Genomic DNA, 21,222 nt, shown 5'->3' with positions numbered 1-21,222 from the left:
CCAAGGTTTCATATAATTTCATGTGTGTATTTACCCATTTTTTTCACTTTGAAACAGAGAACGCCTTCCATACACAGGCGCTTCGTCCTGAGTTGTCGAAAAAGCGCGCTGAATACGCACAGTACAGCCTTCCCGCAAGCCTGATCCTGTGAGTAGCTGGTTATCCCCCACCCTGAACCAAAGCCCTTCCGGGAACTTTGCTTCCATAATATATTGCATGCCTTCCGCTGGAGGCTCGCCGAAAATGCGCACACCCAGCATCAACTTTAAATGTTCCACCGAGTATTCATCAGCTACCTCGATGTCAAACCACTCTGTTTCCTGTCGTCCTGAAAGCACGGTCAGGATCATCTGTCATCCCTCCCGATCCTTAATATATAGCAAAGTTCACGCAAAAAGCCTATTTCTACGGAAATATGGCTATCGTAACTGTAGCATCCGACTATTAGACTGTCAATTTGTTACAAAATACCCACTCCAAAAATAGAACAGAGACTTTAGTCATATTTTCACACATTGGTAGAGCCATTAGCATCAATAATATGTATTTAATTGTTTTTAATATGGGGATAGACGTCATTTTGTCGATTAGTTAGAACTAAATTCGATTGTTACCTAGATTGTTGTGAACACTTTGTAAATTTTTCAGACCTTTATGTTTTTATAAGGTGTTTTTAAGGTAATTTTAAGAAACGGGCACTACAATTAAGCCATGAAATAACTCAGGCGAGGTGATTTTTGTGAGAACATTAATTACATTTCAAAACAAACGTATTCCCGTATACTTCAATCAAGAAAATAAGCAACCGGTACAAAAAACATTAAAACTTCTAAGTAACACTTTGGAGAATAAAATCTCCAGCGGCAAGCGTGCCCTTCAAAAATGTCTTAACTCTTTGATCAGTATAGAGATTGTCGGTTGTGAAGCCATCCTGCATAGCGTTAGTGAAAATGATTCATTGGCATTGTCCCTCTATTAAGAGGGACTTTTTTTGTCCACATTAGACACAAAAAAGAGAGGGGCATTTCAGCACCCTCTCCATATCAGCAGCTTTGAAACATGATACATGTGACTTACCGCAGCTTATGCATTTGATTAGACTCTATTTAAAGTATTCTGCGATAACCTTTTTTACCGCCTCGTTCCTTATTCTGCGCCTTCTCAATTCGTATTCTAAACAGTTCTAGTAAATTAGCGCGTGTATGCTCTTCCCGGCAGTTGTCCAGCTTTTTTAAGATAAAACGGTCAATGGACATATGACTCAGGCTCCTTTACAGCAAGCTGCCCCTGCTTTTCAAGGGGATGATCAGGCTATCCATTTTTAACCATTCTGTCTGTTGTTTAAACAGGTACGTTACTTATAGGATAAAGCAGACGGGATTACATACCCTTTAATTAGGGTAAATACATAAAGTTTCGAAAATTTTATCACGTTAAGCCTGGAAGCTATGGACAAGGAGCGAGCAAAAACCATGAGTAAACACATGATTACCAAAATAAGCTGGAACCTTTTATGTGCATTCTTAATCCTAACGATGCTGGCTGCATGCAGCAGGGAAAAAGCTTCAACCCGGAGTATGGCCCAACATGAAGCTGAAGCACGTGCCTACACCGTAACGGGTAATCCCAACCAAGGCGCATCATCCCTTGATGAACGAGCTGCCAATCATACACCTGTCCATAAGCAAGGCAGCAGCTATGTCGAAATATCAGGTGGCGTTAGCATTGATAAAAATACCGTGAAGGTTACAGGACATTCCAACCTCCCGGCCGGAGCACGGATCAAAGGGAATCTTGCGGTCAAAAACTCCCTGTTAACTGGGTACACGGATGAGACAACCGTTCAAAAGGATGGAAGTTTTGTACTCCAGGTACAACGCCCCGGAATACAGGGCAGTATGGATCTGACTGTTCTGTTCCGTCCAGATGACCAAGACAATGAAATACGAAATCTGTATGGCAGCGGTGGCAACAAATTAGAAGGTCCTTATGTATATCAATACGAAGAAAACAAACAGCTTCTGCATGAAGTTCGGATTGGGGCTGAATTTGATCCTGAACAAGAACGCAATACCCCTTTAGTTAAGCCCGTCTGGAACAAACCTAAGGACTACGGTAGCCCTCAAGTGTGGATTAAGCCTGATGTGAAGCAAGAAGGTAACTATTATCATGTATATGCGCGCAGCAATTTGCTGGAGGGGTCGGACGTCAAACTCACGATTGATTTTCCGGGACGATGGCAGTTTGGCTACGATGATCAAACCAAAGTTATGCCTGACGGCTCCTTCAGCATGAGGGTCAAAAAGCCGAGCCTTGCCAACCACTACACCATAGTCATAATTTTCGAACCGAACGAAGATATGTGGACTAACGCCAAACAGGCGTACGGTACACAAGGGGAACGCCTTTCGGGACCGTTAGTCAAGTCCGCAGACGACAAAGAGGGCTCCAAACAGATTGAAGCCCGTATCCCTATCCAACCCAAATCGTAACTAAACGCAGTATCTAACCTAAAGTTACGGCCGTTCGCCATGAAATACGCTTCACAGATACAGCCTAGGACGCGGCTTCCATGTCTGAGTAGATACAGAACCCGATGTCGTCTAGCCGCTACGGCTGTATCGTGACTGGCGTGCCTATACTTACCTTCTCCTGAAGCTCAAGCACATCCTTATTCTGCATTCGAATGCAGCCATGTGACACCATCTTGCCAATGGACCATGGCTCATTGGTGCCATGAATGCCATAATGCGGCTTGGACAGCCCCATCCAGAACGCTCCGAAAGGGCCGCCGGGATTGGGCTGTTTGTTAATAATCGTAAATTGCCCATGCGGTGTCTGTGTAGCCAGCTTGCCAATACCGACTGGATAACTAAGAACAATCTGATCTCCATCTTTCAAATATAAACGACGATCCGATAAATCCACCACAATGCTGTAGTTCGGCATATATTCACCCCTTTATACCATATGCCGACTACAACTTAGATTTTCTTATATTTTTACATTTGATGCTTCACTGCAGCTCGGCTTACCACTCCACATCACGTCGCCAGCCGCTTCGCTGATCCCTACGACCCGGGGCTGTGCTTGACCGGCTATCTTTCCTGCGTCGATCCGCTTCCTTACGCGCCTGATATTCCAGTTCACGCTGCATTTTGCGATAATTGTTCACTCTGGATTCCGACAATTCCCCTCTCTCTATAGCTTCCTCCACTGCACATCCAGCTTCGCCCTTATGCTTGCAATCTGCAAAACGGCATTGCTGCGCCGTTTCCATAATATCTGTAAAGGTATGGGCGACTCCCATGGAATCATCCCACAGATTAAGCTCACGCATGCCGGGTGTATCCAGCAGAACAGCTTGCTTTGCGATGGGAAAAAGCTGTCGGTGAGTGGTTGTGTGCCTGCCCCGGCTATCTTCCTCCCTCACATCCTGTGTCAGTTGAACTTCAGACCCGGAGAGCCAGTTTACTATCGTGGATTTGCCACTACCGGAAGAGCCTGTCAAAGCAACTGTAAAGCCAGGTTGAAGAAACGCCTCCAGTTGCTCTCTGCCTTCGTTCTGCAAAGCAGAAATAACGATAACAGGTACACCAGGAGCAACTCCCTCCGCTTCAGCAACCCGCTGTTCGACATCTTCACAAAGATCACTCTTACTCAAAACGACAACCGGGTTTACCCCGCTGTTCCAAGCCATAATTAAATACCGTTCCAGTCTGCGCATATTAAAATCATGATTCAGCGCATTAACAAGGAAAAGCGTATCCACATTTGTCGCGATCAGTTGCTCCTTCGTCTCAAAGCCCGCGGCCTGCCTAGATATTCGACTTTTACGTGGCAAGACGGCATGAATTACTGCATCCGACACTTCATCCGACGTGGTGATTGCCAGCCAGTCCCCTACAGCCGGCATTTCCGCCGGATCTACCATAGCATGTCGTAGCTTACCTGAAGCCGCTCCCCAGCGTTCTCCATCCATTGTGATAAGCTTCACCTTTTGTCCATAATCGGCAATCAAGCGGGCAGGACGTACCTGTGTATTTCCTGCTCTTTCCTCATAGCTTTGCTTCCATTGGTCCCAAAAACCGTTCCAGTAATCAGACCAACCGTATTCATGTATACTCATTGTTTTCCTCCTGAAATCATCGTTTATTTTTGATCGTAGTGCTATTCGATAGGTGTACATTTTTTCTCCCCGCATGCAAACAACGCAAAAAATCCGCAGGGGTTTCCCTGCGGAGGGTATACGATTCAGGCCGATGTGATCCGTTCGTTCACTTAAGCAAGCGGTCTCACACGGACCACTCCCCAGAATCAACAACTGGATAACAAGACGCCTAACCATAAAAAATCCGCAGGGAATCACTCCCTGCGGATTTCGTTGGTTCTACTGTCCAACCAACTGCTAAGCCAAGACTATAGATCTATACAGTCTTTAACCGTGCATCGTCCGTGCGGGAGACAAGTCATTCTGCTGCTGAACCCATCCATTCATGTTCGTACGCATATAACATCGCCTCCTCCTAAAATTTCCTTTATCATACAAGTCCATCAATTGTCTGTCAAGGCTGCTACGAAACTTTTTTGAAATCTTTGTCAAGTTTCGTTTAGCGTACCTGATCCCAGCGTATCCACATCTCACGCGGGTTCAATTCGTACATTTCCCGTTCCCTGTACATAAACTGATGCATAATCAGCTCACGCCGAATCGTTGCAAAATCCTCATGGTATTGCTTGATCCACTCGTTTAATTCACGTTCAGGATACATACGGCCTGGCTCCAACTTTTCTGCCAGCATCTGAAGTACAATCAATTTTTTCTTATACTGTGCAGGGATTTGGCGCAACTTGCCGTCCTTGGAAAAAAAATTGCGTAAGACCGACGCCTCCAGCGTTTCATTCAACTCTGACATCTCTTCCTCCCCCTCTCCTTTTTCGAAAATAAATTGTACCGTCGCCTCGGCATGCTGCCGGATCAGCTCTGGATTCAGTGTAAAATATACCGTGTTTTTATCACGTCGTTCCTTAATCAACCCAGCCTCACGGAGTTTGGAAGCATGATGTGTAACAGTCGGCTGGGATAAATTCAGCTTTTTCGCCAAAGCTTGGCCATGCATCTCCCCACGTGACAAAAGAAGTAATATGCGCATTCGCGTTGGATCAGCAAGTGCTTTATGATAATTGACCATTTTATCCAGTTGCATCGTTATTGCACCTCTTTTCACTAGTACGTACTTGCTATGCAAGCGAATTCAATTACACGAAATAGATATATATCTAATTATATGTTTGCTAAAAGTGGCTGTCAATCTTCACTGTCCGTCATCTCTTTCTGAAAACGGCTGGATATTGTGTTTGCATTGCGGTAGGATTATTATTTGAAACCTTCTCACATACTGAGCTATTTGCTTCAATCCTGAGATCCGTTTTTAATCGTCAAAATAATGTTAACCCTACAAAACTGGCGTAATAAACCAATACAACTGGAGGTTCATCCAAATGCACGACGTAATCATTATCGGTGGCGGACCCTGCGGACTATCCGCTGCAATCGAATGCAGCCGCAGAGGTTTGCAAACTGTCATTATTGAAAAAAGCAACATCGTTCACTCCATTTTTCTGTATCCGACGAACATGCAGTTTTTTAGCACCGCCGAACTACTGGAAATCGGTGATGTTCCATTCAGCACCCCTAATGACAAACCTTATCGTCATGAAGCACTGGCGTACTATCGTAAGGTAGCCACTCATTATAACTTGAACATTCAGCATTATGAGGAGGCCCAGTCCATTCATCGCCAGGATGACGGTACATTTACCGTACATACCCTGAGCAAAGGAGAAATAACCAAAACGTATTCGTCACGTTATGTCGTAGTGGCTACAGGATATTTTGATCATCCGAACTATTTGGGCATTCCCGGGGAACAATTGGATAAAGTCACGCACTATTTCAGTGAAGCCCATCCCTATACAGGAACCCGGGTCGCAGTCATCGGTGGCAGTAACTCTGCGGTAGATGCTGCGATGGAATTGGTGCGGGTCGGAGCTACGATTGATATGGTATATCGTCGAAGCGAGTTGTCTCAATACATCAAGCCGTGGGTTCGTCCACTGTTTGACAGTATGGTACAAAAAGGGAAGATCACGCTGCACTTAGGCGCACGCATTACCGAAATCCATCCAGACCATGTCATAGTCAATCCGCTGGACACTGAAGCATTCCGACTCGAGAATGATTTTGTACTGGCACTGACCGGATTTCACCCGGAACGAAAACTGCTGGAGTCTGTCGGCGTTCACATGGCTGAGGATCTGGACAAACCAGAATTTAATCCTGCCACGATGGAAACGAACATCCCAGGTGTATATGTCGCTGGGGTCATCGCTTCAGGCAGCAATGCCAATGAAGTGTTTATTGAAACAGGCCGCTGGCACGGGCGACAAATCGCCGAACATATCCAAAGCTAATTAAACGAAGGAGAACATCTGTATGGATTACAGCTCACTTATCTTACTCGTATTGGCTGGTCTAGGGATTGTTAGTGGCAACTCTACCGTGACTATTGCCATGGTTGTATTACTGCTACTGCGGGTAACCAGCTTTCACACTGCTTTCCCCTGGCTTGAAAAGTATGGCCTGACGATCGGAATTATTATTTTGACGATCGGGGTCATGACCCCGCTAGCCAGCGGTAAAATCAGTATCAATCAGGTGATGGAGTCTTTCCTGCACTGGAAATCACTGCTCGCGATTGGTATCGGAATTCTGGTAGCCTATCTTGGCGGCCGCGGAGTAACTTTGATGTCTGGACAGCCCATTATTGTGACAGGTCTACTGATCGGGACCGTCATTGGCGTTGCCTTCTTTAAAGGAGTTCCTGTTGGACCTCTAATTGCTGCCGGATTGCTTTCCTTATTAATTGGCCGCAGCTAAATTCGTACAACAAATATAGGAATACATGATAGCAATCTGCATGTCGGGCTGAATTCAGTCCCGCTTTGTGGTATACTCATATCGCATAATTTGGTAAATGCAGGAGGCTTGACCGATGTCTCGACAATTTGTAACGGAAGCTGTAATGGTGGCTATATACGGCCAACTACTTACATCTCCCGCCCCTGTGGAATATATAGTGCCTTACACATCACTGCTAGAGCTATACGAATTTCAGGATAGCACAGAGCCGCTCATGGATAATCCTATGGACGATCAACATGTGAAGCGGAAGGTAAGCGAGCTGATCAGTTATTTTGAGGAACCGTTGAATCAGAAAAAAATTCGGCGTGCCCTTCAGATGCCTTGGGCCAAGAGCTTGCCTATTCTATTCGATGTCAATACATCACTCATCATCATTAATGCTGTTGATACAGCGCATTACGGAGAATATTTTGATCCAATTGAGACTGAACTGGTGTTGACAGCTCAGCGTGAATCATTACCCATTCTGACGGATCAATTGGACTGGATCCACCGTATTATCGAAGCTTCCGTACCTGTACATGTGTACGACATTGATGATTTTGATTTTGCACTCGATGGCCCGATACTTAACAACCCTTGACATACGACATACCCGCCTTGACCACAAAAAAGCGGCGGAGCATCATGTACAGGCTTATCTCCTGTAACACGATACTCCGCCGCTTTTCATGTCCAAGAACAACTATTTGCACGCTATGATTGACAGTGGAACACTAAGCTTGTTCATCCTCAACATAGGTGTAAATAATGTCATCATGTTCCTCCAAATACTTAACTTCCAGATGATGGCCCTTCAGATACCAGTAATCCTGGTCCTCCATATAAAACGTAATGCCAGCCGCTTCATGCTGTAATACGGGGTGCTGCGGCGGCTCTACGGCAATTCCCAGAGAAAAGCCTGGATGCAACCCACCGCCAGAGCTATAGCGAACAAAAAAACGGATCGAATCTCCACGATTCAAACTAAGCTCCTTAATGTACCACTGTGCCGCAGGTTCAGTTACCTGTATGCTCATACGTTATGCTCATCTCCTTGTACAATGACGTCTGCCAACTATATCATAGCATCTTTTAGAATGACCACCAACCGTCCCAACCCAGCGAGCTTCTTGGACAAGTCATATACATTTTTTTGAAAAAGGTTTGACAATTCGCAAATAAGGGTGTTAAGATTCAACCATACGAGATCCATTTTGAAATTTATTACCAATTTGAACGATTACTCATGTTAGAATGAACCCATTTTGAGGAAGAAAGGAGTGTTACCGGTGCTAAAATTTCCTATTGCATTTTATCCACATCTACAAACACAACAACTTCATACCGGAGCATCTCCCCCCTGTCGCATCCTTCAAAATTGGGCCATTCGCGTTGTATGGTTTAATACGAGTGGCTGCCTGCGTTTGAGCAGTTTTTCAGTGGTGAGTGTGCTGAAAATACCTGCGCGCCATATGATATTGAGATTTAAGGCATATCGTCTGCGGACGGTATGCCTTTTTTGCGCCTGTTGCCGGATCATATTTGTGGTAGCAAGCCGCTGTTGTTTCTTCAAAATGGTACACAACTCTCGAATGAACTTGTCATGAAAGGATGGGATTCCCCTTGTTTTCGGTACTTAAAAATTTAAGCTGGTTTTTTAAAAGAGAACGAAGCCGATACTCCATTGGATTGTTTTTGCTGATAGCCGTTGGTGTGCTGGAGCTTGCTCCACCTCGGCTGCTTGGTAGTGCCATTGATGAGATTGTACGCGGTTCAATTTCCTGGTCCTCACTTTGGCGTTATATTTTGTACATCATAGGCATTCTAGCCGTCATCTACTACATTACGTACATATGGATGCACAAGCTATTTGGTGGTGCCAATCTGATGGAACGCTTACTGCGCACACGTTTTATGAATCATCTGCTGCGAATGACCCCTCCATTTTTTGAACGCAACCGCACTGGGGATCTGATGGCTCGTGCCACGAACGACCTTCGCTCCGTAGCAAGTACAGCGGGCTTCGGTATGCTGACACTGACAGACTCTACGGTCTATCTGAGCGTGGTATTAGTTGCCATGGGCACTCTAATCAGTTGGAAGTTGACACTGGCAGCTATCCTGCCCCTACCTTTTATCGCACTGGCTATGAGCATTTACGGTAAAGCCGTTCACGAGCGTTACACACTGGCACAAGATGCATTTGGTGATATGAACGATCAGGTGTTGGAATCCGTGGCAGGTATCCGAGTCATTCGCGCCTATGTGCAAGAACGAATGGACGAAAAGCGTTTCGCTGATATTACCGACGATGTATTTCGTAAAAATCTGGCTGTCGCTCGGATGGATGCCCTCTTTGAACCAACAATTCGTTTATGTGTAGGACTTAGCTACGTCATCGGACTCGGGTATGGTATTTATCTGGTATTTCATAACGATATCACGCTAGGCGAACTGGTCTCCTTTAACATGTATCTAGGAATGATGATTTGGCCGATGTTTGCCATTGGAGAGCTGATTAACATTATGCAGCGCGGTAGCGCTTCCTTGGACCGGGTTAATGAAACTCTCGATGTCCAGCCAGATGTTCAAGATGCGGCTCAACCTGTTCCAGTGGATCGCCTCGAATCCATCAGGATGAAAGACGTTACCTTCCGTTACCCTACCTCTACTATTGACAATCTGTCACATGTGAGTCTGGAGCTCAAACGCGGAGAAACGCTAGGCGTCGTCGGTAGAACAGGCAGTGGGAAATCCACGCTGCTCAAACAGCTACTACATGAATATCCGACGGGTAGTGGTGATATTTTAATCTCCGGCATACGTCTAGAGGACATTGCAGTAGAACAACTACACAGCTGGATCGGCTACGTGCCGCAAGAGCAAATTTTGTTTTCCAAATCGGTGCGCGAGAACATTCAATTCGGAAAACCTCATGCAGATGACGACGACATTATGGAAGCTATCCGTACTGCTGCCTTCGACCAGGATTTAGGTACCCTGTCTGATGGGCTGGATACACTGGTCGGAGAAAAGGGTATCGCCCTGTCCGGCGGCCAGAAGCAGCGTGTTTCGCTGGCGCGCGCCTTTATCGGTGATCCGGATATTCTATTGCTCGACGATGCACTATCTGCAGTAGATGCCCGGACGGAAGCAAGGATTATTGACAATATCCGACGTAAGCGCTCGGGTAAAACAACCTTGATCTCCACCCACCGCCTTTCCGCTGTAGAACATGCAGACCGGATCGTCGTGCTGGAGCAAGGACGCATTATTGAGGAAGGGACCCACAGCGAGCTACTTCAGGCTGACGGATGGTACCGACAACAGTATGTACGGCAACAAGTGGAATCTGATCTGACCTCAGGGGAGGTATCCTAATGAAACCCAATATCGGCAAAAGGCTATTCCAGTACGCGCTAACGAGCAAAGCAGGTTTTATCGCCGCTCTCATCGCTTTGGCTATCGGAGTAGCCGCCGAGCTGGCTGGTCCCTTCATCGCCAAAACGATGATTGACGACCATATGCTCGCTATTGAAAAACCATTTTATGAAACAACTCGTGTGGACGGCACTGTAAGTTATGCTGGAACCCACTTTAAGCGTGAAGACCGTTTTGAGGCCGGGGAGACCAAAGGTCGCGAAGCGAGGATTTTACAAGTTGGTAAATCTTTCGTATTTGTCGATGGCTCGGTTCAAGTGGCTGACGGTAACCGCTCCTTCACAAACGGAACGCTGACTGTGACACGCGGCTCCGACACCTTTCGCTATGAAGCTAAGGCTCTGACAGCTGATGAACTGTATAGCTTTTACAAACCGGAAATGCCCGGTATCTTTCAGCTGATTGGCTGGTATTGCTTCTTCCTGGTTATTTCCATTTTTGCTGAATTCGGCAAAACATACTGGCTGCAATCCTCGGCGAACAAGGTCATACAAAAGCTTCGGCTTGATCTCTACGCTCACATCCAGCGGCTGCCAGTTTACTTTTTTGATAACTTGCCTGCAGGCAAAGTCGTATCCCGTGTTACGAATGACACTGAGGCAGTCAAAGATTTGTTTGTGGCTGTGCTCTCCAATTTCACTTCAGGGATTGTAACGATGGCAGGAGTATATGTTGCACTCTTTTTGCTGGACTTCAGACTGGGTCTTATCTCTCTGTTTATTGTACCGTTACTGATCTTGTGGATTGTATTGTATCGCAAGGTCGCCACCCGCTATAATACGATCATTCGGTCCAGACTCAGTGAAATTAATGCGATTATCAATGAATCGATTCAAGGGATGTCCATTATTCGCGTGTTCCGCCACCAGAAACAAACGCAGCAAGAGTTTGAGGAACTGAATGATGACTATATGAAGCATCAGAATAAAATGCTGAATTTGAACGCTTTCACTTCGCACAATTTAGTCAACGTGTTGAGAAATCTCGCCTTTGCCGTCGTGCTGTGGTATTTTGGATCTGAGGCGCTCGGAACTACAGGTAGTGCTGTTTCACTAGGCGTTTTGTATGCCTTCGTCGATGTATTGGGACGACTATTCCAACCTATGACGGGTATGGTCAACCAACTCGCTGTACTGGATACTTCCATCGTATCCTCAGGACGCGTATTTGAGTTGATGGACGAAACTGGAGAGCCGGTGACGGACGGCACGATGCCGCGCTACAAAGGCCAGGTAGAGTTTAACGACGTTTCCTTTGCCTACAAAAAGGATGATGTACTTAAACATATTTCCTTTACAGCACAGCCCGGGCAAACAGTTGCCCTTGTCGGACATACCGGATCAGGCAAAAGTTCGATTATCAACCTGCTATTCCGGTTCTATGATCCGCAAAAAGGAACGATCACCATTGACGGAACGTCTGTCAAAGACATCCCTAAGCAATGGCTTCGCCATCATATGGGTATTGTTCTTCAAGATCCATATTTATTCACAGGTACGGTAGCCTCCAATGTCAGTCTCGGAGACAGCCGAATCACGAGAGAACAGGTGAATAAAGCGCTGCATGATGTTGGAGCCGACAAATTGCTGGCCCATTTGCCGCAAGGATTCGATGAGCCTGTTATTGAAAAAGGCAGCACCTTATCAGCCGGGCAACGCCAGCTTATTTCCTTCGCTCGTGCACTAGCCTTTGATCCCGCAATTTTAATTCTGGATGAAGCTACTGCCAATATTGACACCGAAACGGAAGCGCTCATCCAATCCGCTCTTGAGGTGCTCAAGAAGGGACGTACGACCTTTATCATTGCTCACCGTTTGTCCACCATTCGCAGTGCGGACCAAATTTTGGTGCTGCATCGGGGTGAAATTGTTGAACGGGGTAGCCATGATGAACTTATGGCCCAAGGCGGGCGTTACTTCCAAATGTATCAGCTCCAGTCGGGAACAGTTGCAACAGAATCAGATTCAATCTCTGTTACGCCTCCTGCGCAAGATGACTTACTTACTGGCAAAGTCAGCATTTAAAGCTTGAATAGCCCAATTGCTTAGGGCTAACGATGAACATTTGGCATGGAAAAACCAGCGAGCCTCCCCTACAAATTGGAGGCTCGCTGGTTTATTTTTATATAGGACATATGGCTTGCAATTTTATTTAGCTACAGACGTGCCTGTTTCGGTGGGCGGAATCACTGTTCCATCTACTGCTTTAAGCGTAACCTTATACTTGCTGTCTACCAATGTACTTGTGTGGGTATCCGTAATGACCTGAATATTCATTTCCCCTGGCTTTGGACTTGTCAGCTTGTAGTAAATTACTGCATTCGTATCATCTACGTAGTCGATGTGATCCACTTCAATGCCGTAACCTGGATTAGGTGCCTGCAGACGGGTGATTGTCACTTTGTTCTGCTGGTCATTTGTCTTCTCTATGCTCATACTAATATTGTTTTGTTGAACCGGATCTGCAGGTTCAGCCGGATTTTCAGGAGTGGCTTCAATCGGTTTATGACTTTGTACAAATTCGGATGCGTTATAGACCATTTCTGCTGCCTCCATCCGCGTTACTTTACGATCCGGGTTAAAATTGCTCTGTTCGTCCAATTTTGCAATTTTGGTCAACAGCAGGAATTGAACTGCTGCGTTTGATTCCTGATCTAATTTTTTGCCATCCGCTACATTGATGTACATACGGACAGTTGGATATTCACCCGTTGCACTCACTGCTTTATACAGAATATTCGCAAATTGTTCTCTTGTCATACGGGTGCTTGGATCAATATCTGGTGACAAAGGAATTTGGTGTTGGGCCGCAATCCGATAGGACTGGGCATACCATGCGGAAGCCGGAATGTTTGCAAAGGAACCCGTTGTGAAATCAGGCATTACCTGAAGATCCATCGCACGAACAACCAAATGTACTCCTTGTGCATAGGTGAGCGTTTGATCCGGTGCAAATTTATCCTTGGTTATTCCTTGGATAATTCCTTTATCCTGAAGTGAGTTTACGATCTTCTCCTGTTCAGCTCCCTTTATATCACGAAAAGCAGAAGCCGACGTAGCCACAGCCAATGAGCAGACGACAAGCAGGGCAACTGCCACGCTTTTATTTTTTTTCATGAGATACACCTCCATATTTACTTTGCTTCTATACTTACCGACGCAATAAAAGCATCAAATGTTTCAAATATGCACAAATTGGTTGCAAAACAGTGCAATAGCTGCGATTAGTGTAACCCGTCTAACTCTTTTCTGCTCACTATCTTTATACATCCTCAAAAGTGCCTGTGAAGATTACCTTTTACAGTGTCCCCTTGGAAGAACCGGATCTGGGTAGCGGTATCCCGCCGGGAAACCTCGCTCCCCTTTGTTCTCTTTGCTTACATCCGATTCGGTGCTTTCAGACCAAGAAGTTGCAGCGCGCATGCCAGAATATCCGCAGTTTGTTCCGCCAATTGAATACGCCAGCGTCCACCATCGACAATCCTTTCCTTGGCGTAAAAACGGTTGAATGCCTGGGCCGTATCCAGTGCAAATCTCGCAATAACCGAAGGCTCCAGTTGGCGAGCCGCACGTATCAGTTGTCCGTGATAACGATCCAACTGCTTAAGCAGCGCCCAACCTGCGTCACCAAACATTTCATCCGATATGTCATTCAAATCACGAGAATGGCTATCTTGGACAAGGGCGTTGTCGCTAGAATTAGTAGTAACATCAACATCGGCGCGAGCATGAGCTTTCTCCAGAAGGCTGCGTATGCGCGCATGAGTATACTGCACATAAGGCCCGGTCTCACCTTCAAAGGTCAGCGCCTCCTCCAACGAAAAATCCACTTCATTCAGCCGGTTGTTTTTTAAGTCACCAAAAATAATCGCTCCAATACCAACGTCCTCTGCTACTGCCCGTTGTTCCTGCAAATCGGGATTCTTCTGAGTAATGATGGCTTGAGCACGGGCTATAGCTTCATCCAGCACCTCTTCCAGTTTGACAACTTTTCCACGTCTTGTAGACATTTTCTTACCCGCAAACCGCATTAATCCAAACGGCACATGCTCACACTGCTCCGCCCATGCCTCTCCTGCATGTTTCAGCACCGCAAACACCTGCTGGAAATGCAGCTTCTGTTCCCCACCAACGACGTACAGAAGCCGATCAGCCTTCATCACTTCATGACGATAAATCGCTGTTGCCAGATCACGTGTCGGATAAATGGTAGTCCCATCCTTTTTTAGAATAAGACATGGCGGCAGTTCCTCGTCTTACAGACGAACTACGAGCGCGCCATCACTTTCCTCCAGCAATCCCTTTGCTCTTAATTGAGCAACAACTGCCTGCATCTTATCATTGTAAAAACTTTCTCCCAGCACATGGTCAAATGTAATGTTCAGGCGCTGGTACATACGATCAAATTCACCCAGACTGACTTCAACAAAAAACTCCCATAGTTGTTGAGCCTCAGCATCCCCATGCTCCAAACGTCGGAACCACTCGCGGCCTTCATCTTCCAAAGTTGGATCATGCTCGGCCTCCTGATGAAAACGAACATATAGCTTCAGCGATTCACCAATCGGATCATGTTGTAGCTGCTCCTCATTTCCCCATCTTTTATAGGCCGCAATTTGCTTGCCAAACTGTGTTCCCCAATCTCCAAGATGATTCACACTAATTGGAACATATCCGGTTTCACCAAGAATACGATACAAGGCAGCACCAATAACAGTAGAGCGAAGATGACCAATACCAAACGGTTTGGCAATATTGGGCGAAGACATATCAATGACCACCCGCTGTCCGTGTCCGATATTGGGCCTGAGGAAATCAGCTTTACTCAATTCAGCAAGCATAAGCGGAATATGAACCGATCGATCCAATGTTATATTTACGTAGGCACCCGATGCTGAAGCAGTCAAACCTTCTTCATGGCTCACTAGCTCCGCTAATTCCATTGCAATGTGCTGCGGAGACTTTCGAAACTTTTTAGCCAGCACAAAACAGGGAAACGCTACATCTCCCCATTCAGGCTGCGGAGGCACCTCGAATAAAGATAAAATTTCTTTTTCCTCCAAGCCCGTATGGGCCAATATCGCTTGAGTAGCAATCCTCACTAACATGATCTCTCTCCTTCTTTTTATAGAATCTAACAAAAAAAGCTCCCGCCTCTTGAAATAATTCAAGAGACGAGAACTTCAATATCCCCGCGGTACCACTCTTCGTAAATCGGTTGTGCAGCTAAAGCTAACTTACACAAATCGCGATTTCACTCCAATGACTAATAACGGTGTCTGCCGGGCTGATCTACTAGAAATTCTGCTCGTTGGATCAACCGTCTCCCGGGTGCGCTTCACATCGGACCTCATACCGGCTTCCACCTCTTCCGGCTCGCTGTAATGATACGGCTCCGCTGCTACTCTCCCGTTCCATGACGTTAATTCCAATCATTATACAAACCTATTCAGTAGAAAGCAACCTTGCAACCTTTTATTTCCTCTTCAGGCACTAGTTCCATATATGTAATTACACTGCCACCAATTGGCGGCATGCCCGAACGCAACGACGGCAGGCTTCTGCACAATGTTTGCAATGATCATGGGAATGCTTGCTGCATTCAGCAGCACATACCTCACAGGCCTTGGCGCACAGCTCACAGATTTGCTCGGCAAAATCCGTTCCGCGCTGCAGCATTTGAGCAGCAAATCCGCATATTTCTGCACATTCCCTACTCACTCGAATACATTCACGCAGCATAGCTAAATCATATTCCTTCAAACTCGCTACGTAACATACATTGCAAGCGTTCATACATTCCAGGCAAGCATCCACGCATTGTTGGTATGAATGATTCATATTACATTACCTCCCAGTTGTTGACCCTGCTGCACTATTACCCGCTGATCCTTGAGTTTAATCATTTGATGTGCGCGCTTACAATAAAATAAAAACAAAACAATCCCGACTTATGTAAGGAAGTGTACTATATTCCAGTATGTAAGTGCAAGGATATTAATCACATGGATTTTTAGCCCCTGTTTCTGACTTGCATACACTCAGTCATTGCTCTATTGTAAAAAGTGTATGTCTAACCATCGATCAAGGAGTGAACATTTTAATGAATATGTCTTCCGTAGAGGAGCATCGACAGGAATCCCCGCAACAGGTTAATTGCATGGTCGTGACTGTCTCGGACACACGTACCGTGGAAACAGATACCGGGGGACAACTGCTCATGGATCTACTAGAAACCAATGGATATAAGGTTGTTCGATATGTCATCGTCAAGGATGACTACGAAGGTATTCAGCAGTTAGTATCCGAAGCAGCGGCACAGAATGACATCGAGGCTGTACTTTTGACAGGCGGTACCGGTATTTCTCCACGTGATACTACATATGAAGCCGTCTCCTCTCTACTGGATAAGGAACTACCTGGCTTTGGGGAAATCTTCCGTTATTTAAGCTTTGCTGAGGACATTGGTTCAGCAGCTATATTAAGCCGGGCTGTAGCTGGTACTGTGGGTCGGACAGCTGTATTTTCTATGCCTGGCTCACGCGGAGCCGTTCGTTTGGCAATGGAACGCATTATTGTCCCTGAGCTACGACATGTGATGAGAGAAATTTATAAATAAGCTCCTATTTCCTACATGCCGCGACACAAAAAGGCACCCCATACATTCATGAGGTGCCTCTTCCAACTATTCTTTTTCTTCAACTTCGGGCTGCATATAGCTGTCGATCAGCTTTTGCTTCAGCTCCCATACCTTCTCGCTCAGATTTACACGATAAATTTCAGGGTTCAGCTTCCGCAAATATTCTGGCCAAAACAATTTCAACTGTGAAGTATGGTAGGCACGAATTTCATCCAGCTCAGGAAGCTCATATACCTTCTGTCCATTTATAAAAATAGGCTCAAGCATTGGCACGGCTTCATAATTTTCTACATACTTCTTCATATACGGATGTAAAGGGTTAAACAGCTTCAGGCGCTTACCATTACGCGGACGCTCTTCATCCGGGAAAGAAATATAATCGGCTACAGCTCTCCCTTTCTTCTTATCCACAATGCGATATACATCCTTCTTGCCTGGTGTGGATACTTTTTCTGGGTTACCCGAGATCTTAATCGTCGGCAACATTTCGCCATCCACTTCACGCTCAACCAGCTTGTACACCCCGCCAAGCGAAGGTTGATCTGAAGCCGTAATAAGCTGTGTTCCTACACCCCATACATCAATACGTGCCCCTTGGGCTTTCAGGTTAAAAATCGTATTTTCATCCAAATCATTGGAAGCTACAATTTGTACGTAATCTAAGCCTTCAGCATCGAGCATTTCCCGCGCCTGAATGGATAGATAAGCCAAGTCACCGCTATCCAGACGGATTGCATTCATACGCTTGCCCTGACTCTCCAGCATTTTTGCTGTCCGAATCGCATGAGGAACACCGCTTTCCAGCGTGTCAAAGGTGTCTACCAACAGTGTAACCTGGTCCGGTAAAACCTTCGCATACACGTCAAACGCCTCCTGCTCCGTCATAAAGGTCTGCACCCATGAATGGGCATGTGTCCCCTTCGTCGGGATTCCAAAATGCTCGCCTGCCAGCATATTAGAAGTCGCGTCAAAACCTGCCACATAAGCTGCCCGTGCTCCCCAAATCGCCGCATCTGCTTCCTGCGCACGCCGTGTCCCAAATTCGAGCAGTGTATCGTCACTTGCCACCTGCTTGATGCGCGACGCCTTTGTCGCAATGAGCGTCTGATAGTTCATAAAATTCAACAATGCCGTCTCGACAAGCTGCGTTTCCATAATCGTTCCTTCAACACGTACCAAAGGCTCGTTTGGAAAAACAAGTGCTCCTTCTTTCATCGAATGGACCGTTCCACCAAACTTAAACTGGCGAAGCGCCTCCATGAACATGGGATCGTATTTCTCCTCCTGTTCAGACAGGTAGCGAATGTCCTCTTCTGTAAACCGCAAATTTGCAATATAATTCACAATACGTTCCAGACCAGCGAACACGGCGTATCCATTACCAAAAGGGAGTTTACGGAAATACGCCTCGAACACAGCTTTACGCTGATGACTTCCGTTCACCCAATGGGCGTACATCATATTAATCTGATATTTATCTGTATGTAATGCGAGGCTCGTTGACTGCATCGTAATCATCCTCTCTGACTGTCCCCAGGTTTGTGGTGCAGCGTACCGCCTCATCTGCCCAGATTCAGCAATATCCGGCTCCATTTTGTTATCGGACATTGGTGCACAATCGTTAAGTTATTTTACTTCTTCTGGCGTAAAACCGTATCCTCAGCCGACCGTACCGCGGCTCCAAGACTTCCTTCAAAATGACCCAAAGCCCAATCATGTCCAGCTTGATTAAAGCTCGCCACAGCGTCCTTGTATACAGTAATAGCAAAACCTTTGTTATAAGCATCTACAGCCGTATGCAGTACACATATATCTGTACACACACCAATCAGATGAACTTCCAGAATGCCACGTTCACGCAGCCTGAGCTCCAGATCTGTGCCCGCAAAAGCACTGTACCGTGTTTTATCCAACCAGTAGATAAGATCACTTTGTTGCTCATAGAGGCTACGAAGCTTGCCATACAAATGTCGTCCGTTGGTTCCACGTATATTATGTGGAGGAAACAGCTTGCTCTCCGGGTGATAAAGGTCGTTCTCCTCATGCAAATCCACAGCCATGACAACAAAGTGCCCTTGATCCACGTATGCCTGCGTAATTGCTGCGATCCGTTCATCCAACTCAATCGCAGGTTGTCCTACAGGCAAACTACCGTCCACAAAATCTTTCGTGTAATCAATAACAATTAGTGCCTGCATCGTACGGTCAGCTCCTTATCCTCAAAGTGAAATTGTACATTCTATGCGTAACCTATTACATTAGACGTTACGTGTAGATAGATAAACGCGGTACTCTGTCACTAAAACGGTACAACTGTGCCGGTCTTTGTGAATACTGGTTGGAACTGAGCGGTTTGCCGTTCTCATCACGCACCTCTTCCAGTATTCCCTGTCTGCTACGAGTCGATGTTATTTTGCGAATAAAGTTTGGCTCTTCGAAATCCGGTACGACACTCTGAATCACCTGATATAATTCACCCAGTGTAAAATGTAGCGGTAAAAACTGCTTGGCGATCGTCGTCTGAAGCATCTGCAACTGAATTTTGCGATAAGCATCTACTATGATATCCCGGTGATCGAATGCCAGCTCCAATTCCTCCAACGCTTCGCGGATCGTGAATAACCCGACCTCGGAAGCATCATCGGCCGCCTGACGCTGTTCCAACATCCATTCTTCTACCAGCGCAAAAAATGCATGTGATATGATCCACCCGCGCGGATCACGTCCCGGTCCACTATATACACCCAAATACTCCAGATGCCCGCCGTCCACACCCGTTTCCTCTAACAGCTCCCGCTTGGCAGCTCCATACATAGATTCATCTTCCTGACAAAACCCTCCAGGCAAAGCCCAACGTCCTGCAAACGGCCAACTGCGGCGCTTGATGAGCATCACTTTCAGCTCTCGAATAGGCAATGTCTTTGTTACCGTCTTGCGCTCCCGCTTCGTTAAGGTAAACATAACGATATCCGCTGGAGCTCCATCCGGGGTACGGTATTTCTTAATGTTGTACGACGCCTTTTGCGCCTCTTCGTTTATACGATTGCTATCCATTGGCATCACCATATTATATCGTTTTGATAAATTCATTATGACATAATAAAAAAATTTGTCAAGTGTCAGGCCTTGCCTGAATCACTTGCTTGTGTACGTAATACTCGGAAGGTTGCTGTAGATGTAGAACCGAGTGTGCCTTCACTATCTCTTACTTCCGCCTCAGTGGTTATAGTGCGACCTCCTTGATGAAGAATTCGCGCCCTAACCTCCAGTCGTCCTTGCCTCATGGCTGACAAGAAATGAACATTCAGGTTCGTCGTTACACATGGATCCATATTTCGTGAAGCCATACTGACCATCCCCATCGCCTGATCCATCAATGAAGTAAGCACACCCCCATGGACAATACCCATCACATTGGTATGCTCTTGTTTGGCCTCCAATGCGATCTGTACCTCGTTTGCATCAGCTGCAATCAGCTCACACCCTAAATACTCCCAAAAAGTATTGTTTTCTCCCTCTAGCATCTTACCCAACTTATCCATTCCCTTGCTTCCATCCCTTCGCTGTTGTCCCATTTCTCTGATGTCTTATAAACACATACGATAGTAAATTGCTTTCGAAAAAAAGGCGTGGAAGCTACGCCTCCACACCATAGATTTCACTCTAATCACTGCAATTCGACGAGGAAGTGCTTTTCCCCTCTTCTACGTTCACCTTCTCAGCAACGGTATCACGGATCGCCATGATTACCATTTGCAGTAGCTCATTAATTTCCACCTGACTCTGCTGAAACTCCGTGACAATTGGAATACCGTCAAGCTCTTCCTGTAGCTCCTGTAGCTCGGCCTCTATTTTGGCAATCATTTTTTGATTCTTCAAGGATTCAAATGCTACAATTTCCTTTTGCTTCTTTTTCATCGTTGCAATCAGTTGCTGGATGCGCCCATGATCCTGAATCTTTTCTTCTGCTTTCCGGAATACCTGCACTTCCTCACTGCTACCCAAAATACCTGCCAATTCTTTGGCTTTTGCCAATATCATTTCGCGATTGACCAAATGATCATGCTGGCGCGCCGCCGATTGAAGTTCTGTTTGTTGCAACCGCTCCTCTGTCATTGCCCATCGCTCCTTTTCTCACTTAGACGGCCTTGCACACAGCCCTTTACTCAGACCG

22 protein-coding genes, 1 pseudogene and 1 other annotated feature are annotated in these 21,222 nt (G+C 46.1%); of the genes and pseudogenes, 8 read left to right on the top strand and 15 right to left on the bottom strand.

The genetic code is table 11. The features are described 5' to 3' along the window. Positions 1 to 30: 30 nt before the first annotated feature. Positions 31 to 351, bottom strand: coding sequence for a hypothetical protein (locus tag ACYCSE_RS20450; protein WP_023988263.1), 321 nt, complete (start codon positions 349 to 351; stop codon positions 31 to 33). A 389-nt stretch (positions 352 to 740) separates the two neighbouring features. On the opposite strand from ACYCSE_RS20450, the gene ACYCSE_RS20445 reads away from it, so the two are divergent. Beyond that, positions 741 to 980: a hypothetical protein gene (locus tag ACYCSE_RS20445; protein WP_013370782.1), complete on the top strand. Its 240-nt coding sequence runs from the start codon at positions 741 to 743 to the stop codon at positions 978 to 980. A gap of 127 nt (positions 981 to 1,107) precedes the next feature. Here the strand turns inward: ACYCSE_RS20445 and ACYCSE_RS20440 are convergent, their stop codons facing one another. Then, the gene (locus tag ACYCSE_RS20440) at positions 1,108 to 1,257 is read right to left on the bottom strand and encodes a hypothetical protein (RefSeq protein WP_023988262.1); all 150 of its coding nucleotides are present in this window, start codon (positions 1,255 to 1,257) and stop codon (positions 1,108 to 1,110) included. Between the two features lie 216 nt (positions 1,258 to 1,473). On the opposite strand from ACYCSE_RS20440, the gene ACYCSE_RS20435 reads away from it, so the two are divergent. Further along, positions 1,474 to 2,493, top strand: coding sequence for a flagellar motor protein MotB (locus ACYCSE_RS20435; RefSeq protein WP_459699602.1), 1,020 nt, complete (start codon positions 1,474 to 1,476; stop codon positions 2,491 to 2,493). Positions 2,494 to 2,611: 118 nt separating this feature from the next. Here the strand turns inward: ACYCSE_RS20435 and ACYCSE_RS20430 are convergent, their stop codons facing one another. The 3 genes from ACYCSE_RS20430 to ACYCSE_RS20420 form a co-directional block, all read right to left on the bottom strand. Further along, a complete protein-coding gene (locus ACYCSE_RS20430) occupies positions 2,612 to 2,950 on the bottom strand; it encodes a L,D-transpeptidase (protein WP_023988260.1) in 339 nt (112 codons plus the stop codon). Positions 2,951 to 3,032: 82 nt separating this feature from the next. Further along, a complete protein-coding gene (rsgA, locus tag ACYCSE_RS20425) occupies positions 3,033 to 4,130 on the bottom strand; it encodes a ribosome small subunit-dependent GTPase A (protein ID WP_061829407.1) in 1,098 nt (365 codons plus the stop codon). Between the two features lie 481 nt (positions 4,131 to 4,611). Continuing rightward, positions 4,612 to 5,208: a DUF2087 domain-containing protein gene (locus ACYCSE_RS20420; protein WP_459699599.1), complete on the bottom strand. Its 597-nt coding sequence runs from the start codon at positions 5,206 to 5,208 to the stop codon at positions 4,612 to 4,614. Between the two features lie 295 nt (positions 5,209 to 5,503). On the opposite strand from ACYCSE_RS20420, the gene ACYCSE_RS20415 reads away from it, so the two are divergent. From ACYCSE_RS20415 to ACYCSE_RS20405, 3 genes are all read left to right on the top strand, one after another. Beyond that, a complete protein-coding gene (locus ACYCSE_RS20415; RefSeq protein WP_061829409.1) occupies positions 5,504 to 6,475 on the top strand; it encodes a YpdA family putative bacillithiol disulfide reductase in 972 nt (323 codons plus the stop codon). A 22-nt stretch (positions 6,476 to 6,497) separates the two neighbouring features. Next, the gene (locus ACYCSE_RS20410; protein WP_029517055.1) at positions 6,498 to 6,941 is read left to right on the top strand and encodes a DUF441 domain-containing protein; all 444 of its coding nucleotides are present in this window, start codon (positions 6,498 to 6,500) and stop codon (positions 6,939 to 6,941) included. A gap of 115 nt (positions 6,942 to 7,056) precedes the next feature. Continuing rightward, positions 7,057 to 7,569 (top strand): ADP-heptose synthase, encoded by a 513-nt coding sequence (locus tag ACYCSE_RS20405; RefSeq protein WP_250268125.1) that lies wholly within the window; start codon positions 7,057 to 7,059, stop codon positions 7,567 to 7,569. A gap of 133 nt (positions 7,570 to 7,702) precedes the next feature. Here the strand turns inward: ACYCSE_RS20405 and ACYCSE_RS20400 are convergent, their stop codons facing one another. Both ACYCSE_RS20400 and ACYCSE_RS20395 read right to left on the bottom strand, forming a co-directional pair. Continuing rightward, positions 7,703 to 8,005, bottom strand: coding sequence for a HesB/YadR/YfhF family protein (locus tag ACYCSE_RS20400; RefSeq protein WP_061829410.1), 303 nt, complete (start codon positions 8,003 to 8,005; stop codon positions 7,703 to 7,705). 335 nt (positions 8,006 to 8,340) lie between these two features. Beyond that, complete coding sequence (locus tag ACYCSE_RS20395; RefSeq protein WP_231109418.1) at positions 8,341 to 8,541, bottom strand: hypothetical protein; 201 nt, start codon at positions 8,539 to 8,541, stop codon at positions 8,341 to 8,343. 50 nt (positions 8,542 to 8,591) lie between these two features. Between ACYCSE_RS20395 and ACYCSE_RS20390 the strand changes: the two genes are divergently transcribed. Next, positions 8,592 to 10,349 carry an ABC transporter ATP-binding protein gene (locus tag ACYCSE_RS20390; protein WP_459699595.1) on the top strand — a complete coding sequence of 586 codons (1,758 nt, stop codon included), beginning with the start codon at positions 8,592 to 8,594 and terminating at the stop codon, positions 10,347 to 10,349. After that, the gene (locus tag ACYCSE_RS20385; protein WP_452566692.1) at positions 10,349 to 12,433 is read left to right on the top strand and encodes an ABC transporter ATP-binding protein; all 2,085 of its coding nucleotides are present in this window, start codon (positions 10,349 to 10,351) and stop codon (positions 12,431 to 12,433) included. Before ACYCSE_RS20390 ends, ACYCSE_RS20385 begins: the two co-directional genes overlap by 1 nt. A 123-nt stretch (positions 12,434 to 12,556) precedes the next feature. Here ACYCSE_RS20385 and ACYCSE_RS20380 read toward each other — a convergent pair whose 3' ends face one another. The 3 genes and pseudogenes from ACYCSE_RS20380 to ACYCSE_RS20370 all read right to left on the bottom strand — a co-directional run bounded on the left by ACYCSE_RS20380 (position 12,557) and on the right by ACYCSE_RS20370 (position 16,249). Further along, the gene (locus ACYCSE_RS20380; RefSeq protein WP_459699592.1) at positions 12,557 to 13,525 is read right to left on the bottom strand and encodes an S-layer homology domain-containing protein; all 969 of its coding nucleotides are present in this window, start codon (positions 13,523 to 13,525) and stop codon (positions 12,557 to 12,559) included. A gap of 260 nt (positions 13,526 to 13,785) precedes the next feature. Beyond that, positions 13,786 to 15,516: pseudogene (argS, locus tag ACYCSE_RS20375) on the bottom strand (arginine--tRNA ligase). Positions 15,517 to 15,575: 59 nt separating this feature from the next. Continuing rightward, positions 15,576 to 15,834, bottom strand: a binding site (T-box leader). 85 nt (positions 15,835 to 15,919) lie between these two features. Continuing rightward, positions 15,920 to 16,249 carry a four-helix bundle copper-binding protein gene (locus tag ACYCSE_RS20370; RefSeq protein WP_459699591.1) on the bottom strand — a complete coding sequence of 110 codons (330 nt, stop codon included), beginning with the start codon at positions 16,247 to 16,249 and terminating at the stop codon, positions 15,920 to 15,922. 262 nt (positions 16,250 to 16,511) lie between these two features. Between ACYCSE_RS20370 and ACYCSE_RS20365 the strand changes: the two genes are divergently transcribed. Beyond that, the gene (locus tag ACYCSE_RS20365) at positions 16,512 to 17,027 is read left to right on the top strand and encodes a MogA/MoaB family molybdenum cofactor biosynthesis protein (RefSeq protein WP_039273566.1); all 516 of its coding nucleotides are present in this window, start codon (positions 16,512 to 16,514) and stop codon (positions 17,025 to 17,027) included. Between the two features lie 66 nt (positions 17,028 to 17,093). Here the strand turns inward: ACYCSE_RS20365 and ACYCSE_RS20360 are convergent, their stop codons facing one another. The 5 genes from ACYCSE_RS20360 to ACYCSE_RS20340 form a co-directional block, all read right to left on the bottom strand. Next, on the bottom strand, positions 17,094 to 18,557 hold the full coding sequence (locus ACYCSE_RS20360) for a nicotinate phosphoribosyltransferase (RefSeq protein WP_023988249.1): 1,464 nt from the start codon (positions 18,555 to 18,557) through the stop codon (positions 17,094 to 17,096). Between the two features lie 122 nt (positions 18,558 to 18,679). After that, positions 18,680 to 19,246, bottom strand: coding sequence for a cysteine hydrolase family protein (locus ACYCSE_RS20355; protein ID WP_061829415.1), 567 nt, complete (start codon positions 19,244 to 19,246; stop codon positions 18,680 to 18,682). 67 nt (positions 19,247 to 19,313) lie between these two features. Further along, a complete protein-coding gene (locus ACYCSE_RS20350) occupies positions 19,314 to 20,102 on the bottom strand; it encodes an NUDIX domain-containing protein (protein WP_023988247.1) in 789 nt (262 codons plus the stop codon). Positions 20,103 to 20,167: 65 nt separating this feature from the next. Then, the gene (locus ACYCSE_RS20345) at positions 20,168 to 20,590 is read right to left on the bottom strand and encodes a PaaI family thioesterase (RefSeq protein WP_025719091.1); all 423 of its coding nucleotides are present in this window, start codon (positions 20,588 to 20,590) and stop codon (positions 20,168 to 20,170) included. Between the two features lie 121 nt (positions 20,591 to 20,711). Next, complete coding sequence (locus ACYCSE_RS20340; protein ID WP_023988245.1) at positions 20,712 to 21,164, bottom strand: YlbF/YmcA family competence regulator; 453 nt, start codon at positions 21,162 to 21,164, stop codon at positions 20,712 to 20,714. Positions 21,165 to 21,222: the final 58 nt, after the last annotated feature.

Source organism: Paenibacillus sp. SEL1, from assembly GCF_054602535.1.
This window is presented reverse-complemented; position numbering and strand designations above follow the sequence as displayed.

Excerpts from the sequence above, each read along its gene's own strand:
- ACYCSE_RS20410 (WP_029517055.1), top strand. The coding sequence starts at position 6,498 with ATGGATTACAGCTCACTTATCTTACTCGTATTGGCTGGTCTAGGGATT.
- ACYCSE_RS20440 (WP_023988262.1), bottom strand. The coding sequence starts at position 1,257 with ATGTCCATTGACCGTTTTATCTTAAAAAAGCTGGACAACTGCCGGGAA.
- ACYCSE_RS20380 (WP_459699592.1), bottom strand. The coding sequence starts at position 13,525 with ATGAAAAAAAATAAAAGCGTGGCAGTTGCCCTGCTTGTCGTCTGCTCA.
- ACYCSE_RS20415 (WP_061829409.1), top strand. The coding sequence starts at position 5,504 with ATGCACGACGTAATCATTATCGGTGGCGGACCCTGCGGACTATCCGCT.
- ACYCSE_RS20400 (WP_061829410.1), bottom strand. The coding sequence starts at position 8,005 with ATGAGCATACAGGTAACTGAACCTGCGGCACAGTGGTACATTAAGGAG.
- ACYCSE_RS20345 (WP_025719091.1), bottom strand. The coding sequence starts at position 20,590 with ATGGATAAGTTGGGTAAGATGCTAGAGGGAGAAAACAATACTTTTTGG.
- ACYCSE_RS20370 (WP_459699591.1), bottom strand. The coding sequence starts at position 16,249 with ATGAATCATTCATACCAACAATGCGTGGATGCTTGCCTGGAATGTATG.
- ACYCSE_RS20360 (WP_023988249.1), bottom strand. The coding sequence starts at position 18,557 with ATGCAGTCAACGAGCCTCGCATTACATACAGATAAATATCAGATTAAT.
- ACYCSE_RS20350 (WP_023988247.1), bottom strand. The coding sequence starts at position 20,102 with ATGGATAGCAATCGTATAAACGAAGAGGCGCAAAAGGCGTCGTACAAC.
- ACYCSE_RS20435 (WP_459699602.1), top strand. The coding sequence starts at position 1,474 with ATGAGTAAACACATGATTACCAAAATAAGCTGGAACCTTTTATGTGCA.
- ACYCSE_RS20420 (WP_459699599.1), bottom strand. The coding sequence starts at position 5,208 with ATGCAACTGGATAAAATGGTCAATTATCATAAAGCACTTGCTGATCCA.
- ACYCSE_RS20385 (WP_452566692.1), top strand. The coding sequence starts at position 10,349 with ATGAAACCCAATATCGGCAAAAGGCTATTCCAGTACGCGCTAACGAGC.
- ACYCSE_RS20450 (WP_023988263.1), bottom strand. The coding sequence starts at position 351 with ATGATCCTGACCGTGCTTTCAGGACGACAGGAAACAGAGTGGTTTGAC.
- ACYCSE_RS20340 (WP_023988245.1), bottom strand. The coding sequence starts at position 21,164 with ATGACAGAGGAGCGGTTGCAACAAACAGAACTTCAATCGGCGGCGCGC.
- ACYCSE_RS20365 (WP_039273566.1), top strand. The coding sequence starts at position 16,512 with ATGAATATGTCTTCCGTAGAGGAGCATCGACAGGAATCCCCGCAACAG.
- rsgA (WP_061829407.1), bottom strand. The coding sequence starts at position 4,130 with ATGAGTATACATGAATACGGTTGGTCTGATTACTGGAACGGTTTTTGG.
- ACYCSE_RS20430 (WP_023988260.1), bottom strand. The coding sequence starts at position 2,950 with ATGCCGAACTACAGCATTGTGGTGGATTTATCGGATCGTCGTTTATAT.
- ACYCSE_RS20405 (WP_250268125.1), top strand. The coding sequence starts at position 7,057 with ATGTCTCGACAATTTGTAACGGAAGCTGTAATGGTGGCTATATACGGC.
- ACYCSE_RS20355 (WP_061829415.1), bottom strand. The coding sequence starts at position 19,246 with ATGCAGGCACTAATTGTTATTGATTACACGAAAGATTTTGTGGACGGT.